The sequence below is a fragment of the Blautia wexlerae DSM 19850 genome (assembly GCF_025148125.1).
Taxonomy (GTDB): Bacteria; Bacillota; Clostridia; order Lachnospirales; family Lachnospiraceae; genus Blautia_A; species Blautia_A wexlerae.
In genome coordinates, this window is the sequence record NZ_CP102267.1 from 3,888,260 (window position 1) to 3,905,155 (window position 16,896).

The 16,896-nt window shown below is 43.3% G+C and carries 16 protein-coding genes; 2 read left to right on the forward strand and 14 right to left on the reverse strand.

What is annotated here, in order from left to right:
- Positions 1 to 54 precede the first annotated feature (54 nt).
- Positions 55 to 897, reverse strand: a complete 843-nt coding sequence (locus NQ550_RS18035) for an ABC transporter ATP-binding protein (protein WP_025578868.1) — start codon at positions 895 to 897, stop codon at positions 55 to 57.
- Positions 894 to 1,589: a precorrin-2 C(20)-methyltransferase gene (gene cobI, locus NQ550_RS18040; protein WP_025578867.1), complete on the reverse strand. Its 696-nt coding sequence runs from the start codon at positions 1,587 to 1,589 to the stop codon at positions 894 to 896. Before cobI ends, NQ550_RS18035 begins: the two co-directional genes overlap by 4 nt.
- A gap of 245 nt (positions 1,590 to 1,834) precedes the next feature.
- Between cobI and NQ550_RS18045 the strand changes: the two genes are divergently transcribed.
- Positions 1,835 to 2,353 carry a hypothetical protein gene (locus tag NQ550_RS18045; protein WP_025578865.1) on the forward strand — a complete coding sequence of 173 codons (519 nt, stop codon included), beginning with the start codon at positions 1,835 to 1,837 and terminating at the stop codon, positions 2,351 to 2,353.
- Positions 2,354 to 2,434: 81 nt separating this feature from the next.
- Here NQ550_RS18045 and NQ550_RS18050 read toward each other — a convergent pair whose 3' ends face one another.
- The 12 genes from NQ550_RS18050 to NQ550_RS18105 form a co-directional block, all read right to left on the reverse strand.
- Positions 2,435 to 3,745, reverse strand: coding sequence for an alpha-L-fucosidase (locus NQ550_RS18050; protein WP_022380024.1), 1,311 nt, complete (start codon positions 3,743 to 3,745; stop codon positions 2,435 to 2,437).
- Positions 3,746 to 3,872: 127 nt separating this feature from the next.
- Positions 3,873 to 6,374: a transglutaminase-like domain-containing protein gene (locus NQ550_RS18055; protein ID WP_025578862.1), complete on the reverse strand. Its 2,502-nt coding sequence runs from the start codon at positions 6,372 to 6,374 to the stop codon at positions 3,873 to 3,875.
- Positions 6,374 to 7,120 (reverse strand): copper homeostasis protein CutC, encoded by a 747-nt coding sequence (locus tag NQ550_RS18060; protein ID WP_008706301.1) that lies wholly within the window; start codon positions 7,118 to 7,120, stop codon positions 6,374 to 6,376. Before NQ550_RS18060 ends, NQ550_RS18055 begins: the two co-directional genes overlap by 1 nt.
- Positions 7,121 to 7,218: 98 nt before the next feature.
- The gene (locus tag NQ550_RS18065) at positions 7,219 to 7,980 is read right to left on the reverse strand and encodes a DeoR/GlpR family DNA-binding transcription regulator (protein WP_025578860.1); all 762 of its coding nucleotides are present in this window, start codon (positions 7,978 to 7,980) and stop codon (positions 7,219 to 7,221) included.
- A gap of 102 nt (positions 7,981 to 8,082) precedes the next feature.
- Entirely contained in the window at positions 8,083 to 9,057 is a 975-nt protein-coding gene (locus NQ550_RS18070; protein WP_025578858.1) for an ABC transporter ATP-binding protein, read from the reverse strand.
- Between the two features lie 3 nt (positions 9,058 to 9,060).
- Positions 9,061 to 10,050, reverse strand: a complete 990-nt coding sequence (locus NQ550_RS18075) for an ABC transporter ATP-binding protein (protein ID WP_025578856.1) — start codon at positions 10,048 to 10,050, stop codon at positions 9,061 to 9,063.
- Positions 10,051 to 10,062: 12 nt separating this feature from the next.
- On the reverse strand, positions 10,063 to 10,962 hold the full coding sequence (locus NQ550_RS18080; RefSeq protein WP_025578854.1) for an ABC transporter permease: 900 nt from the start codon (positions 10,960 to 10,962) through the stop codon (positions 10,063 to 10,065).
- A gap of 13 nt (positions 10,963 to 10,975) precedes the next feature.
- A complete protein-coding gene (locus NQ550_RS18085; RefSeq protein WP_025578853.1) occupies positions 10,976 to 11,896 on the reverse strand; it encodes an ABC transporter permease in 921 nt (306 codons plus the stop codon).
- 212 nt (positions 11,897 to 12,108) lie between these two features.
- Positions 12,109 to 13,719, reverse strand: a complete 1,611-nt coding sequence (locus NQ550_RS18090; protein ID WP_020993649.1) for a glutathione ABC transporter substrate-binding protein — start codon at positions 13,717 to 13,719, stop codon at positions 12,109 to 12,111.
- A 391-nt stretch (positions 13,720 to 14,110) separates the two neighbouring features.
- On the reverse strand, positions 14,111 to 14,971 hold the full coding sequence (locus NQ550_RS18095) for a mechanosensitive ion channel family protein (RefSeq protein ID WP_008706292.1): 861 nt from the start codon (positions 14,969 to 14,971) through the stop codon (positions 14,111 to 14,113).
- A 307-nt stretch (positions 14,972 to 15,278) separates the two neighbouring features.
- Positions 15,279 to 15,572, reverse strand: a complete 294-nt coding sequence (locus tag NQ550_RS18100; protein ID WP_044996436.1) for a DUF1294 domain-containing protein — start codon at positions 15,570 to 15,572, stop codon at positions 15,279 to 15,281.
- A gap of 28 nt (positions 15,573 to 15,600) precedes the next feature.
- Positions 15,601 to 15,834, reverse strand: a complete 234-nt coding sequence (locus NQ550_RS18105) for an HPr family phosphocarrier protein (protein ID WP_025578847.1) — start codon at positions 15,832 to 15,834, stop codon at positions 15,601 to 15,603.
- Positions 15,835 to 15,997: 163 nt separating this feature from the next.
- Here NQ550_RS18105 and NQ550_RS18110 point away from each other — a divergent pair, with 163 nt between their 5' ends.
- Positions 15,998 to 16,891 carry a LysR family transcriptional regulator gene (locus NQ550_RS18110; protein WP_008706289.1) on the forward strand — a complete coding sequence of 298 codons (894 nt, stop codon included), beginning with the start codon at positions 15,998 to 16,000 and terminating at the stop codon, positions 16,889 to 16,891.
- Positions 16,892 to 16,896: the final 5 nt, after the last annotated feature.

Consider the following 16,896-nt stretch of genomic DNA (forward strand, 5'->3'; position numbering starts at 1 on the left):
TCTAACTTTTTTCGCAACCTCCGCAGGGGACTTCCCTGATTCAGTTAATATCTGCTATTTTGAAATCAAATGTTTCCCGGCTCTTTCTACAAAGACGTCTTCCAGTGTTGTCTCACGAAGAGACGCCTGCCCTGTAAGCTCTTCCAGATACCGGATTGCTTCCTGGCGTGTATGGAAATAGTGATTCTGTGTTCCATCTGCTGTCATCTCGTCCACTGCATAAGCACCAAGACTTTCGATCAATGCTTGCGGAGTACTTACCTCCTCCAGCTTACCATGATCCATCAGTGCCACACGATTACAGAGACTCTGTGCTTCTTCCATATAATGAGTAGTCAGCAGGATCGTCAGGTTTTTCTCATTAAGCTTACGCAGAAGATTCCACATCTGTCTTCTGGAAAGAGCATCCATACCTGCTGTGGGTTCATCCAAAAGCAATATCTCCGGATCTGTCAGTAATGCCCGACAGACCATCAGCTTACGCTTCATTCCACCGGAAAGCTTACGGACTGTACGTTTGCGAAACTTCAGCAGGTCACAGAACTCCAGAAGTTCTTCTGTTCTTTCTTTTATCTGCTTTCGCGGCATAAAATAGAGCCGTCCCTGGTATTCCATAATCTCATCCATATTCATATCCTGACGCATGGAATATTCCTGGGTAATCACACTGATCTTTCTCTTCAAATCAGGACGTTTTCTTGTAAGCTGCTGACCGTCTATGAGGATTTCTCCCTTTGTTGGAAGAAGAAGGGTTGAGAGCAGGCTGATGGTCGTTGTCTTGCCTGCTCCGTTTGGTCCGAGAAGACCAAAAAACTCACCTTTTTCAATTTTCAGGTTCAGGGAATCCACAGCTGTAAAATTGTCAAAGGTTTTTGTCAGATCTCTGGTCTCGATCATAATCCTCCATCCTGTTCCTTTGCAATGATCAGAGAATAATAGCCTGCATCATCCGGAATTTCTTCTACACTGTTGTAAATATGCTCATCCGGCATTCCACAGTTCTCCACCATACGGATATTGCGTCCGCTTTTTGCCAGAATTTCCTTTACCTGATTCATCTTTTTGCCGGATTTCATCAGCACATAGGTACCCGGCTGATCCAGTTCACTGTCAAGGCGGTGAACTGCAGGCTGTACATGAAGAGGCTGGTTCCACTCTGTAAGCGGAATATTCAGGCGTGCTGCTGTTGCACAGAAGGAAGTAATACCGCTTACCAGTCTTGTCTCATATCCATCCTCTTCTACTCTCTTCTGCACATATGAAAATGTTGAATAGATAGTCGGATCTCCAAGTGTCAGAAATACTACATTCTTACCTGTATCAAGTGCTGCTTCCAGCGCCTTGGCACCTTTTTCATGGTTCAGTTCCAGTTCTGCCTTATCGTGTGTCATTGGCATATAGATTGGCAGGAGTTCTTTGTCTGCAAGCTCAGGTACTGCCTGTACTGCGATCTTATATGCAACTGTTTCACGCACCTCTGCGCCCGGTACTGCAATAATATCATTCTCTTTGATCAGGCGCACTGCCTTTAATGTCATAAGTTCCGGATCTCCGGGGCCAACTCCTACTCCGTATAAAATTCCTCTCATTACTATATCCTCCTGTGATTTGCATATACATTTTTATGATATCAGAATTGCAGGAGCTGCTTCGCAGCAAAGCAATTCACAGATATTCATTTATTGTGCTCACTGTTCACTACGTTCTCAATGATGTTGCGTGCGGACAGCACCTTTTATTATACTAAAACAGGATAACTTTTTCAACGAAGTATTGACAATTAATTTCAATTGTGGGATGATGAAAATTATCGAATTTAAGTGAGGAAAGAAATATGAGAAAGATTTTTGCAGTTCTGGCAGCTTTGATCTGCTGTCTGTCAGTATGGACTTCTGTTCCTGCTGCACAGGCTTTCACTCTTGATAAAGAAGATGGGGAGTATTCCATCCAGGTAGAACTGGAGGGAGGAAGCGGCAAAGCCAGTGTCACTTCACCGACTTTGATCACTGTGAAAAACGGTGAAGTAACTGCCGATATCCAGTGGAGCAGTTCTAATTATGACTACATGATCGTTGACGGTAAAAAATATCTCCCTGTCAATGAGGAAGGAACGAATTCTGAATTCCAGATCCCGGTTACCATTATGGATGAGAGCATGCCGGTAATCGCAGACACTACTGCCATGGGTACCCCTCATGAGATCAATTATACCCTGACTTTCTATTCCGATTCCATCGGTTCCAAAAGCCAGATGCCGCAGGAAGCAGCGAAACGTGTTGTTGCTGTTGCACTTGTTATTATCATAGGCGGCGGGATTCTGAATTATTTCGTAAACAAGAGAAACCGATGCTGAACCAGGCAGACACCTGCATCTCAGTTCGGTTAAGAAATACAAAAAAGCTGCCATACGGCAGCTTTTTTGTATTCTATATCTTTATTCAGCCATCTCCACTTCCAACACATAGTCTACAGGATCCGGCAGTACAGGATCCGGACCAAGGTCAACAAATGCGATATCCGGATAATCGCTGTGCACCCATAAAGTAGAAATTGGCACTTCATGTCCGTCATCCAGGGCACGTACTTTCACAATCTTATTCTTGTCAAATCCAATCAGCGGCAGTGGTCCTAATGTATTCTCATAAATATGGACATAATACTTGTTTCCATTTCTGGTGATACGTCCGTAATCCGGTTTCGGGATATCTGCTGCCGGAGCGCATCCATAGATACTGTCATGGTTCTTATCCATCCAGCGTCCGATTTCCGCCAGGATTGCGGAGGATTCTTTCGGAAATTTACCTTTCGCATCAGGTCCTACATTCAGGATCATATTTCCACCTTTGGAAACACACTCTACCAGCTTCTTGATCAGCATGGAAGCAGGTTTGTAATAGTGGTCATTTGCGCAGTAGCCCCAGTTATTGTTCATGGTGAAGCATGCTTCCCATACCATCGGATTCCCTTCTTTGTCACAGATTCCTTCCGGCGGGATGATCTGTTCCGGGCTTATAAAATCGCCATGATACGGTGTCGGATCGCATTCATACAGAGATCCTCTTCCCTCACCACTGACTTCCAGACGGTTATCAATGATGATTCCCGGCTGTAATCTGCGGACCATATCTATCAGTCTGGTTGCTCCCCATTTCTCGCCTCGCATATCGTCATAGGAAAAGTCAAACCACATAATATCGATTTTTCCATAATTTGTGCAGACCTCTTCCACCTGATTGTACATATACTCTATATAACGAGAAAAATCTCTGTTTTCATTACTGCATTCCGGATGGTTTCTCATAGGATGGATGCGGTCTCCGTAATGAGGATAGTCCGGATGATGCCAGTCAAGTAAGGTGAAATACAGACCGACTTTCAGACCTTCTTCGCGAAGAGCTTCCACATATTCTTTGATCAGATCTCTTCCTGCAGGTGTATTGGTAACTTTATAATCTGTGTATTTACTGTCAAATAAACAGAAACCATCATGGTGTTTTGCAGTCAGAACCACATATTTCATACCTGCTGCCTTTGCCTCTTTTGCCCACTGTTTCGGATTATAGTCTCTGGCATCAAATTCTTTCATAAACGGAAGGTATTCTTCCTCAGGCATCTCCTCTGTACTGCGTACCCATTCTCCTCTTGCAGGAATAGAATATAATCCCCAGTGGATAAACATTCCGAAACGGGCATCCTGATACCATTTCATACGTTCTTCATATTCTTTTCTGTTAAACTGATACATGATTTTTATCTCCTTTATGTAAATGCAAATTCAATATCCAATCCTTTACATCTATACAATAATGTAATCCGGCAATACCAGAAGATGCTCACAGGTGTCATCTCCGGGCATCTTATTTATCGCTCTGTTACATTAATCTAAGCAGCATATCCCCGGTTCCTACATTGTAACCGCTGGTCGCATAAATCCCATTCAGGGTTCCATTCGTCACAATAATCAGCGGAAGTTTGTCCGGATCTACGTACATACGCCTTCCCAGAGTATTGATAATCTCTGAGAAATCATCATAATAAATCTGAATATTTTTTAACTTTGCAAGTGCTTTGGACAGTGTCGGTGTCTCCAGTGCTTCTTTGCTTCTCACTACAAAAATAATCTGCTCTGCATATCCTGCGAAAGCCTCTTCCTGCTCCATCATTTCATTTAAGATATGCTCAGTAGGCTCTTTTTCTTCTTCCAGAAACATAAGGATATGTTTTCCGTCTGCTGTAAGATCAGATGCTTTCACTTCTGTACCATCCTCAGTTTTCAGCATGAATTCCGGCATGGAAATATTCTCCAGCATATCCTCCAGATCTGCTTCCCTGAGTACCAACTCGATCTCCTTTGTCTCTCCGGGCTGAATTTCAAAATGATATTCATTTGCAAACATATTTCCATTTGGAAGTCTGTTTGAAGTAAGAATCCTGTAGTTTCCGGATTCCAACGGCAGATTCAGGATCTGATCTTCGAAATTCTCTGCTCCCAGTTTCAGTGATGTATATCTTCCATTCTCCAGTTTTGCAATACTCCAGTTCTGGAAATATTTCCACTGTACAGTCTCTCCTGCTTTCAGGATCAGAGTACAGTTCTTCTCTGTTCTTGCAAGCACAGGAACGAATCTTCCGTTTTCCATATATTCCATAGAACGATCATGTGGATTCAGTCTTGCCGCTACTCCAAGGGTTCTCGCTATTGCAACAAACAGGATTTTCTTTGACAGGAAGCTTCCTGTACAGGTCCTTATGCATCCTGCCGGTGTTGTGATCACACTGGAACGCTCTTTCTCCGGTCTGGAAACAATTGCCTTCTCGATCAGATTCCAGATTCTGGAAGGATCATCTCTCAGCTCCTGTTTCTCAGCTCTGGAAAAATGCTTCTTGATCTCTCTTCTGTATTTCTGAAGAACTTCATCATCCACTCTTGGATTTAACACATAAGATACAAAGGTATCCTTTTTCATCATACCATGATATGGGATTGCCAGCTCCAGGTGTTCCTCCAGAACGTCACTGATACAGTCAGTTCTGTCTTTCTCTGTGAGAACCCTCAGGAGATCTTCTCTGTATGAGGCAGCAATAGCTTCTTCTATCCTGTTTACCTCTTTTTCCAGGAAACGTTCACATTCCGGATTTGACCAGTTTCTTACTTTCTGCTCTCTGTGTGCATTGGCTGCTGCCAGACGCTTATTTCCCTTCGCCTTCTGTTCCGGAGTCGGCATGTCTGTATTTACAGGTGCATCATGAGGAGCAAATATATCTGCTGCTGTCCACTTTTCTGATTCGCCGTCATTTCTTTTATCCTGCGGTACCAGACAAAGTTCACAGTTATCTTCTTTCTCAGTGTTCATAACTGTTTCCGCATAGAACCACTCGCCGTCAGAACACATTCTTGCGGAAATATGCAGACTTCCAAGTCCTGTTGTCAGTCTGGCAGTTCCCTTACTGTCTGTTTTCTTCTCTGCGATCGGTGCATACTCTGAATAGTTCAGTACCTCAAAGGAAACCTCAGCTTTCTCTGTGGGTAACCCCTGCATATCCTTTACTGTTACTGTAATTTCTTTGGTTACTGCATACCTCTTCAATTCATTCAGCATGGTCACCATACCATCTGTGCCGATCACCTCGCCTTCCGGTATCTTGGTGTCAAACACACGTGAATGGATCATCATTGCTCTGGAAGAAGCGTTTGTAAACCATCCTTTATTCAGGATTTCTTCGGGCTCACAGGCTCCGAGGAAGTACCATTTGCCATCACACCAGATCTCTACCCAGGCGTGATTGTCATCGCAGTGAGACCACTTCGGCGCATATACCTGACGGGCAGGTACGCCTACGCTTCGCAGTGCATTTACAGTGAACACAGACTCTTCACCACATCTGCCATTTCCTCTGCGGTATACAGAAATCGCAGATAAAGTACGGTCATCTGTACAATGATAAGTAGCTTCTTCGGCACACCAGTAGTTCACTTCCAGCGCTGCTTCTCTGAAGTTCATTCCCTGTATTCTGCTTCCGATTTCTGTGCGGAAATAAGTTCTGCACTGTGCGATCTCTTCCTCATTTACTCTGTGAAACAGCACATAATTCAGGAAGATTTCTTCCGGAAGGTCTGCAACCTGTGGGTTCTCTTTCCAGAGCCTCACACCATTCTCTGCATAGTCCAGAAATACTTCAAACGGATAATTGCCAATGTCACTGTACGGCATAAACGCATATAAATATTTACATGCAAGTGCCACTTCCTCTGTACATTTCTGTAATTTTTCGTCTACAGGCGCAAAAACCCGGGGCAGGTTTTTTGCCTGCTCCAGGTAGTTCTCTTCAATTCGGCCCCTGTTCTCTTTTAAAAAAACTCTTGGTTCTGCCATTATAATTCCTCCAGAACTTTCTTTGCGGCACGGATATTATCTACATCCGTACGCCATATCTCATATTCGCTCAGCATCGGAAGTCCCATGTTGACTCCATCCTTGCGAAACTGCATCTCACTGTCAATGACTCTCTTTCCGGTCATATGATAAGCCCTGACTCCTGTAAGCGGATAAAGCTGGCGGATCACTTCTGCTCCCACGCCGCTTCCTGCCTGGATCGTGATACGTCCCTGACTCTTCTCTACCAGTTCCTTCAGCAGATCTGCCCCCTGCAGACATACATTACGCTGACCTGAAGTAAGGATCGTATTGATTCCCAGTGAGATTGCCTGTTCCATTGTTTCTATTGGATCCACACATACATCAAAAGCTCTGTGAAGAGTCACCGACATATCCCCTGCCGCCTCCATCAGCTCTTTCATCTGTTCCATGTTTAATGTGCCATCCGGCTTCAGCACCCCAAATACAACACCTTCGGCACCCATTTTCCTGAAATCTTCCACTGCATGCTTTATCATGGAAAATTCTGCATCTGTATAGCAGAAATCTCCAAAACGCGGACGGATCAAAGCATGGATCCTGATATCCGAACGCTTTCTTATTTCATCAAAAAGCCACGGTCCCGGAGTGGTTCCGCCGATGATCAGGTTACCGCAAAGTTCCAGTCTGTCTGCGCCTCCTTCAACCGCTGCCATAGCAGATTCTACAGAATCTACACAGGCTTCCAAAATATATTCTTTCACGTACTTGCCTCCATCTTTTTTCATTTAAGCCAGACAGATCATCCTTTCTGCTGACTGATTTAACCAGATCAGATAAGTCCCCCGAAGACTTACCTGCATCAGAACAATTTCACCCCGGCTCTCTCCAGTGTACTCACGATCGTATCATCTGGAAATTCATCCGTAACAATTCCGCTGATATCATCAAAGTATGCATATTTATAAGAATCATTGAAATAGAATTTATCCCTTTCCATAACAACATATTTATGTCTGCTGCTGTGCACGGCTGCTTTCTTTGTCAATCCGTCCTCTACCCCCAATGTAGTAATTGCACAATCAGTCATATCCACACCGCAGCTTCCTATAAATGCACGGTCAAAGCTATACTGTTTGATCACTTCTATCGTTGCAGCTCCCATAAATCCGTTTACTGTCTGATACATTGTTCCCCCTGTACCGATTGCAGTAATGGACGGATTTGTGGCAAGGATCTGCAGGATATCTATCATATTGCTCACCACTACCACACGCATATTTGACGCAGCAAGAAGCTTTGCCAGCTCGATATTTGTGGTAGAAATATCAAGGAAAATCGTTTCGTTATTCTTAATCAGTTTAAATGCTTTGGCTGCAATTGTTCTCTTTTTGTCAAGGTTAAACTGGCGTCTGTCTACTACGTCTCTTTTCAGCGGATAATCCTGTGAAAGGATTGCGCCGCCGTAGGTTCTCTTTAACTTACCGGCGTTTTCAAGAATCTTAAGATCTTTTCGGATACAGTCTTCTGTGACCTGAAACATTTCACTCAATTCCTTAACCTTGACTTTTCCGTTTTCACGAAGGCATTTCTCTATTGCGCTTTGTCTTTCCTCAGTAAACATAGCCCCCTCTTTCCTCATCCATTCATGATAACCTGTATCTTTCAGTGAATCCTGTTTTCTTCACTGTTCATCTTCAGGTGTAATATTGTTATTTCGGAATTCCTATTCTGTAAGTTTTGGATAATGACATTTTACAATATGGCCCGGTGCAATTTCAACAGGTGTCGGCACCTGTGTCTTACATTTTTCTGTACAATGTGGGCAGCGTGTATGGAACAGACATCCGCTTGGCGGATTACTCGGACTTGGAAGATCACCTTTTAATGTAATACGCTCTTTCTTCACTTCCGGATCCGGGATCGGAACTGCGGAAAGAAGTGCTCTTGTATATGGATGTCTCGGGTTTGCATACAGTTCTTTCTTCGGAGCTGTCTCTACGATCGTACCCAGATACATAACACCGATCCTGTCTGAAATCATCTCAACGACACTCAGGTCATGGGAAATGAACAGATAGGTAAGATTAAAGTCTTTCTGTAACTGCTGCAGAAGATTTAATACCTGCGCTTGGATAGAAACATCAAGGGCAGATACCGGCTCATCTGCGATGATAAGCTTTGGCTGTACAGTCAGTGCTCTGGCAATTCCGATACGCTGACGCTGACCACCGGAGAATTCATGCGGGTAACGCTCTCCATGAGACGGGCTTAATCCTACAGTGCCGAGAAGTTCATGTACTTTCTTAAGGCGCTCTCCTGCACTCATATTTGTGTGAATCAGAAGTGGCTCACCGATAAGATCCTGAACTTTCATTCTCGGATTCAGGGAACCGTACGGATCCTGGAAAACCATCTGGATATCTGAACGTAACGGGCGCATTTCTTTCTCTGAAAGTTTGGAGATTTCTTTTCCCTCAAACCAGATTTCGCCGGAGTCAGGTGTGATCAGATGATCGATCAGTTTACCTGTCGTGGATTTACCACAGCCGGACTCGCCTACCAACGAAAAAGTCTCGCCTGGATAAATATCAAAAGATACGTCATTTACCGCATGAACAAATTTCTTCTTGCTGAACATTCCTCCGTTTGCCTGGAATGTTTTCTTCATATTCTTTACTGATAATAACGGCTCGCTCACAGGTTACGCCTCCTTTGCAGTTTTGTTGAGCAGATGACATCTGCATTTTCTGGTGCCTGCTTCGTTGATATCTGCAAGCTCCGGCTCCTGCTGATGACAGATATCCATTGCATATTTACATCTCGGTGCAAACTTACATCCTTTCGGCATTACGGACAGATCCGGTACGCTTCCCGGAATGGACGGAAGAGATTCCACACCACTTCCAAGTTTCGGTACAGAACCGATCAGACCCTGTGTATATGGATGTTTCGGATCTGCAAAAAGTTCCTGCACAGGCGCTTCTTCTACAATTCGGCCGGCATACATAACAACAACTCTGGAACACATTTCAGCAACAACACCAAGGTCATGTGTGATCATCAGAATACCTGTATTCTTCTTTGCCCTGATGTCCTCCATCAGCTCCAGGATCTGTGCCTGAATGGTAACGTCAAGGGCTGTAGTCGGCTCGTCCGCAATAAGAAGCTCCGGCTCACAGGACATTGCCATAGCAATCATAACACGCTGGCACATACCGCCTGAAAGCTGGTGCGGATAACTCTTTAATGTCATATCCGGTTCAGGGATACCTACTGATTTCAGTACTTCGAATGCTCTGTTGTGCGCTTCTTCTTTTGAGAAATTGTTATGGAGCAGGATTGCTTCTGTCAGCTGTTTCTCAATTCTCATACATGGGTTCAGAGAGTTCATCGGCTCCTGGAAGATCATGGCAACTTCACGTCCTCTGATCTTTCTCATACCTTTTTTATCTTCTTTGAGAAGATCCTTGCCATTAAGCAGGATCTCACCGTTGGAAATCTTACTGTTGCGTGCCAGAAGTTTCATAATGGAAAGGGAAGTTACGGATTTACCGCATCCGGACTCTCCTACCAGACCAAGAATCTCACCCGGCTGAATGGAGAAACTTACATTATTAACTGCTGTCACCCATGTTTTATCTCTTTTAAACTCCGTACGGAGATTCTTTACTTCTAATAATTTTTCTGCCATGGTTTCTTCCTCCTAGTTCATCTTTGGATCCAGGGTATCTCTGAGACCGTCGCCCAGCAGGTTGAATGCCAGAACTGTAAGGAAGATCAGAATACCAGGGAACAGTACCATATGAGGAGCTGTATTCAGATAGTTACGTCCTGTGGAAAGCATGGAACCCCAGTCAGGCTCTGTGACGTTTGCACCGAATCCCAGGAAGCTTAAGGATGATGCAGCAAGGATCGCAGTACCTACACGCATGGTAAAGTTAACGATCATGGACTGGATCGTACCAGGGAAAATATGTACAAACAGGATTCTTGTGTTTGAACATCCCAGGGAACGGGCAACCTCTACATAAGGAGCCTGCTTTACGGAAATCGTCGCGCTTCGTATGATTCGTGCGAAGGACGGCACTGTAAATACCGCAACTGCGATCATAACGTTTACCATACCCTGTCCGATGATGGCAACAACTGCGATAGCCAGCAGGATATCAGGGAAAGCGAAAAGTACATCACAGCATCTCATAATCAGGGCATCGATAATTCCGCCGTAGAAACCTGCGATCAGTCCGAGAACAACACCGATAGCCGTACCAATAATCGTCGCTGTCAGCGCGCATGTAAGAGAAAGTCTGGTACCAACCATCAGACGGGAGAAAACATCCTGTCCGTATTCATTGGTTCCCCAAATGTGGGCTGCGCTTGGCCCCTGCATCATAGCTGTGTAATCCGGTGCCTGCGGATCATACGGAACTACATATGGTCCAATGATCGCCATTAAGATAATAAAAACTATAAATGCCAGAGAAATCACTGCTGTTTTTCTCTTCATGAATTTCTTGACAAATTCTTTGAACTTGCTCTGTGCCTTAGGGAGTTCTTCGGCAGCAGCAAGGTTAATATTTGATGTTGTGTTCTTATCTGCCATCTTCTCTCCTCCTCTACTCATAACGTACTCTTGGGTTAATCACGCCATAAAGAACATCTACGATCAGGTTGATCAGGATATATTCTGTAGCAAAGAACAGCAGTAATGCCTGAACAACTTTGTAATCTCTCATCTGGATGGAGTCTACCAGAAGACGTCCAAGCCCGGGGATGGAGAATACTGTCTCTGCCATAACAGATCCGGAAAGGAGACCACCGATCTGAAGTCCGGCTACTGTTACGATCTCGATCAGAGAGTTCTTAAATGCATGGCGCATAACAACCAGTGATTCAGAAAGACCTTTGGCACGTGCGGTACGCACATAGTCCTCACGCATGGTCTCAAGCATGGAAGATCTGGAAAATCTGGCAAGTACGGCCATGATTCCTGCTCCCATTGTAAGTGATGGAAGAATGTAGCTCTTCCAGGTTTCCAGTCCACTGGTTGGAAGCCATCCCAGGCTTACTGAGAAAAGCTGGATTAATTCCAGACCTAACCAGAAACTTGGAACAGATATACCTGCGATTGCTATGATCATACCTACATAATCAAGAATTCTGCCATGAAATACGGCAGCGATGATACCGATTGCAATACCGATGATCGCAGCCCATATCATGGATGAGAATGTCAGCATGATAGTTGGTTTCAGTCTTGGTGCGATTGTCTCTGCTACGGTTTTACCGTTTTTGATAGAGTTTCCCAGATCTCCTGTAAAAAGACCTTTCATATATTTGCCATACTGTACAAATAGTGGCTCATCCAGTCCCAGCTGTTCACGTACAACTGCCACATCTTCCTTTGTTGCATCCTGACCGGCTACCAGTCTTGCCGGATCACCGGGAATCATATGGATAAACATAAATACTACGAATGAGATAACCAGAAGCAGCGGGATCGTGCTTATCAAACGTTTACCTAAATAACGTCCCATATTTTTCCTCCTTATCATTTTCTTACCTGTTGTTTATATTTGATGCTTTATAGTCGGAGAACTGCCATAGTGAATCTTATGGCAGTTCTCCGGTTTGAACATCCTTGTCCTGTATTCACACTGCTGTATCGGCAGTATTTTTATGGAATTGCTGCAATTTCAAATCAGGCAGCCAGATTTATGTTCTTCGCAGCCTGTTCTCAAACAAATTACTACTGTGCTAAAGTTGCATTTGCGAAGTTAAATGCTCCATCCGGAGATACATATACGCCAGACAGATAAGATTTTGTAGAATAGATGATCTGGTCATTGCCAAGGAACAACCACGGGCATGCTTCCCATGCGATCTTCTGAGCATCGCTGTAGTATTTAGCCTGCTCTTCTTCGTTAGCTGTTGCAAGACCTTCGTCCATATCTTTATCAAAATCAGCATCGTTGAAGTATGCTGTATTTGCACTTGTAGGAGGGCACATTGTGCTGTAAAGCAGGGAACGTAAAGAACCATCCATTGTGAAGTCAGATGCAGACCAGTTTACATACCACATATTGATCTCGGCATCTTCTTTGTCAACATAAATCTTGTCACTTACAGTTGCAGGCTCCATTGGCTGAACGTCAACTTCGATACCGATCTGAGCAAGCTGCTGGGAAATAAATGTCATACCTTTGATTTCCTGTGTTGTGTTATCGCCCCACAGAGTAAGTTTGAATCCGTCTTCGTATCCGGCTTCTTTCATAAGTTCTTTTGCTTTGTCTACATCATATGTGTAAGCTTCCTGCTCTTCATATCCGCCGATGATAGATGGAACTACAGATGTAGCCGGTTTTCCGTATCCGGAATACATTAACTGGATGTATGCATCTTTGTCAATCGCATAGTTCATAGCCTGACGTACTTTTACATCAGAAAGCTGTTCCAGATCCATGTTCAGAGTTACATATCTCATGATGTTAGAGTCTGTTGTAAGGATATTTACATCGTCTGTTCCTTTGATTGCTTCGATCTGGTCAGACGGTGTAGGATAGATGAAGTCTGCTTCACCTGTCTGAAGCATAGCTGTACGTGCACCTGCTTCCGGAACCTCTTTGATTGTTACAGTGTCAACGCCCGGTTTGTCTCCCCAATAATCATCATTGCGCTTAAAGCTTGTGTGGTCTCCCTCTTCCCATTCTGTACATACATATGGGCCGGTTCCGCATGGATGGTTCATGATATCATTGCCATACTCTTCAAGAGCTGCAGGGCTGATGATACAGAACTGTGTCAGACGGTTGATAAATGGTGCCCATGCCTGTGTCAGTTTGATAACCAGTGTGTAATCATCCGGTGTTTCAATGCTGTCTACACGAGGTGTTTCAGATCCGTCTTCGTTAGTTACGATAAATGTTCTTCTTTGACGAAGGTTGTTGTCTTTGTTAACTACACGATCGTAGTTTGCTTTAACTGCTGCTGCATTGAAGTCTGTTCCGTCCTGGAATTTAACGCCCTGACGAAGTTTGAAAGTATAAGTAAGAGAGTCATCGGAAACTTCCCATGATTCAGCAAGTTTGCCTGTTAATTCCTGGTTCTCATCAAAAGAAACCAGTGTCTCGTATACACCACGTGTAGCAGAGATTGCGTTTGTATCCGGAATGTTTGCCGGATCCATGGAGCTTACGCTTCCTTCGATTGCGATCACCAGATCATTGTCGGATGATTTGGAATCTTCATTTGTGGCTTTGAGAATATAGCCGTCATCATCTGCTGCAAATGCTGTAGCGGACATGGAAACTGTCATTACTCCTGCAAGAGCTGCTGCCATAACTTTTTTGTACATTTTCATAGTTTTCTCTCCTTTTCTTTCTGTACATTGTTACTTAGTTACAATCACGAAGTTAATTTTGGGTACAAAAAAAGTGTTTTTATATTTTTGCGTCTTTGCAATGTATAAAAATCGTGCAGCAATCCATTTACTTACATGCGCCTTTGCATCTTCATAAAAACACTTAGTTGTTTAACTTGACTCCAGTATAGCAATCTGTTGTCCTATTGTCAATTATTTTGTCGTATTTTATATTATTTTGGTGGTATTATACCAATATCTGACAGTGAAATTGGTATAAATCACCATCGATCAAGGATTATTTATTCTTGTTTGGTATTATTTGGCTATAATCTGTACAAACAATAAATCCTCTAAACCTTATAGTTGGTTCAGAGGACTTATGTTGTTATCATATCTGTTTCTTCACATGAACCTGTAACTGATTGTACGGGATTTCAATTCCGTTTGCATCAAATGCTTCTTTGATCAGTTCATTAAGCCGCCACCTGGCAGGCCAGTATTTCTCCGTAGCCACCCACACACGCAGGCCCATGACCACTGCGCTCTCTCCAAGCTCATCTACAAACACCACCATTCCCTGGTCGTCTTTTGTATCTTCATCATTATGAAGGATTTCTTCCAGGATTGCTTTTGCTTTCTTAATGTCTGAATCATAAGAAATTCCTACTTTGATCTCCAGCTTACGAAGATCTCTGGCAGTTACATTTGTAATAATGCTGCCGGACAGCGTTCCATTTGGGATTACAATGTGTTTGTTATCTATGGAAATCAGAGTTGTATAACAGATTTCTATTTTGTATACAGTTCCTTCGCACCCATTCTGCTGTGCGATAATGATATAATCCCCCACCTGAAATGGTTTGAAGATCAGAAGCATGATCCCGCCTGCGATATTTGCAAGACCGCCCTGCAATGCAAGACCTACCGTTACACCGGCAGTACCAAGCAGTGCTGCAATAGAGGATTCCTTTACACCAAAATGAGTGGCAATGCTAAATACCAGCAAAATGTAAAGTACAATTCTCAACAACGACCCTGTAAACTGGATCACACCTTTGTCTACAGACGCACGCTCCATGGACTTCTTTATGAAAGAAACAAACCACTGGATCACTTTGCGCCCGCCCACAAATACCAGCAATGCCATTACTACTTTCAGCCCCAGTTTCGTCAAAGCCGGAAGATAGTCTGAAAAATACTGCTTATAGCTGTAATATAAACTTTTTGCCTCCTGAATTTCCTGTTCCAATATTTTTCACCTGCTCTCTTATATTTTGTCATGTATTATTTTTCTGCCCTTCTTTCACTTAACAGGCAGCTTTTCATATAATATCAGGGTTAAAAGATGTCTTTCCCCTGACTTGATATCTACGAATCACTCCGCTGCTTTGCAGATCCCGCAATTCTCATATAAGAGTAGCATAACATACCTCATTCTCTGTAACAATCAATTTTGTTCGGGCAAAAAAAAGAAAGCGGACAATATATCCGCTTTACTGACACAGGATTTCACGCTCTGATGAGCTAAAATCAATATGCATTATTTATAAGGATTGCTATAAGCGCAGAATAATCCCCTCATTTCCCAAAAACAGAAAATAAATAATTAGTTGAATAATCAGTATCGCCGGAACTCCTGTCTTAAATTTCGGCTTTCTTGTTTTATGATGAAATACCTTCATACCGGCCAGAGCTCCCACCGACCCTCCGATCACCGCCAGAAATATCAGCTGCGCTTCCGGTATGCGCCACTGTCCGGCTTTTGCCCTGCTTTTATCCAAGCCATAGATAAAAAATGTGACTATATTAATGATAATCACATAAATATATAGAAGATTTGTAGATGTCATCTGCACCTGTGAATTCCTTTCTTTAATCTTAACATGCCAGACCTGCGATCACTGATTCAAAATCTTCATCATAGCCATCATATTTAAGTTCCAGAGGTTCTTCCACGCCAAGACTTAATACTCCGAGAATAGATTTGGCATCAATAAAAATTTTTCCTTTAAATACAATATCAATATCAAATGGACATCTGACTGCCGCACTGACCAGTTTCTTTGCTGCCTCCACGTCATTGATCTTAATTGTCTTATTCGCTGTTGTCATATTCGGTAATCTCCCTTTCCTTTTGGTCTCCGTCCTATTGTCAGGACTTTTATATTGATTTTTTGACCCAGTCGTATTATACTGATTCACACATTGATATACAAACGTTATTTTTCTATATCAGATATTCTATTTTTATATAGCATAAGGAGCCGACTGTATCATGATTCTTGATTATTATCGTATTTTTTACTATGTTGCCCAGTATAAGAGTTTTTCCAAAGCAGCCGACGTTATGGGAAACAATCAGCCTAACATTACCCGGTGTATGAATATTCTGGAGAATGAGCTGGGATGTAAACTTTTTATCCGTTCCAATCGCGGAGTACAGCTGACCATTGAAGGAGAAAGACTTTTTGAACATGTATCAATTGCAATAGAACAGCTTGTATCAGGAGAAAATGAACTTCTCAAAGATAAAGGTCTGGAAAGCGGACTTGTAAATATTGGTGCCAGTGAAATCGCACTGCGTTTATTCCTGCTGAACGAACTGGAAGTCTTTCATCACCGTTATCCACATGTAAAGCTGAGAATCTCTAATCATTCCACACCACAGGCAGTTCAGGCACTGGAAAACGGTCTGGTAGACTTTGCAGTAGTTACCACACCTGTCGCCCTGAAAAAACCACTTCAGAGAATTCCCCTCTATTCTTTCCGCGAGATCCTTATAGGTGGAGAGGAATATGCGGAAACAGCTTCCAACAAACACTGTCTTCAGGATCTGCAGGATATCCCTCTGATCGGGATTGCTCCCGGAAGCAGTACAAGAGAATTATATACACAGTATTTTATGCGCCATAACCTTCCCTTCTCACCTGATATGGAAGTGGCAACTACTGACCAGATCTTCCCTATGGTGCAGCACAACCTGGGAATCGGATTCTTCCCTGAAGAGCTTGCTGCTGAACATATTGCTCAGGGGAAAATCGTCCAGATTCCCATTGAAGAGCCTCTTCCTGAACGAAAGATCTGTCTGATCCGCAATGTAAAAAGGCCACAGAGCATTGCAGCACGCAGCCTTGAAGAACACCTCACATCACACCGGGAAACAGAATAACTGTT

Excerpts from the sequence above, each read along its gene's own strand:
- NQ550_RS18075 (WP_025578856.1), bottom strand. The coding sequence starts at position 10,050 with ATGGCAGAAAAATTATTAGAAGTAAAGAATCTCCGTACGGAGTTTAAA.
- NQ550_RS18080 (WP_025578854.1), bottom strand. The coding sequence starts at position 10,962 with ATGGCAGATAAGAACACAACATCAAATATTAACCTTGCTGCTGCCGAA.
- NQ550_RS18050 (WP_022380024.1), bottom strand. The coding sequence starts at position 3,745 with ATGTATCAGTTTAACAGAAAAGAATATGAAGAACGTATGAAATGGTAT.
- NQ550_RS18100 (WP_044996436.1), bottom strand. The coding sequence starts at position 15,572 with ATGACATCTACAAATCTTCTATATATTTATGTGATTATCATTAATATA.
- NQ550_RS18110 (WP_008706289.1), top strand. The coding sequence starts at position 15,998 with ATGATTCTTGATTATTATCGTATTTTTTACTATGTTGCCCAGTATAAG.
- NQ550_RS18085 (WP_025578853.1), bottom strand. The coding sequence starts at position 11,896 with ATGGGACGTTATTTAGGTAAACGTTTGATAAGCACGATCCCGCTGCTT.
- cobI (WP_025578867.1), bottom strand. The coding sequence starts at position 1,589 with ATGAGAGGAATTTTATACGGAGTAGGAGTTGGCCCCGGAGATCCGGAA.
- NQ550_RS18105 (WP_025578847.1), bottom strand. The coding sequence starts at position 15,834 with ATGACAACAGCGAATAAGACAATTAAGATCAATGACGTGGAGGCAGCA.
- NQ550_RS18055 (WP_025578862.1), bottom strand. The coding sequence starts at position 6,374 with ATGGCAGAACCAAGAGTTTTTTTAAAAGAGAACAGGGGCCGAATTGAA.
- NQ550_RS18065 (WP_025578860.1), bottom strand. The coding sequence starts at position 7,980 with ATGTTTACTGAGGAAAGACAAAGCGCAATAGAGAAATGCCTTCGTGAA.
- NQ550_RS18045 (WP_025578865.1), top strand. The coding sequence starts at position 1,835 with ATGAGAAAGATTTTTGCAGTTCTGGCAGCTTTGATCTGCTGTCTGTCA.
- NQ550_RS18035 (WP_025578868.1), bottom strand. The coding sequence starts at position 897 with ATGATCGAGACCAGAGATCTGACAAAAACCTTTGACAATTTTACAGCT.
- NQ550_RS18090 (WP_020993649.1), bottom strand. The coding sequence starts at position 13,719 with ATGAAAATGTACAAAAAAGTTATGGCAGCAGCTCTTGCAGGAGTAATG.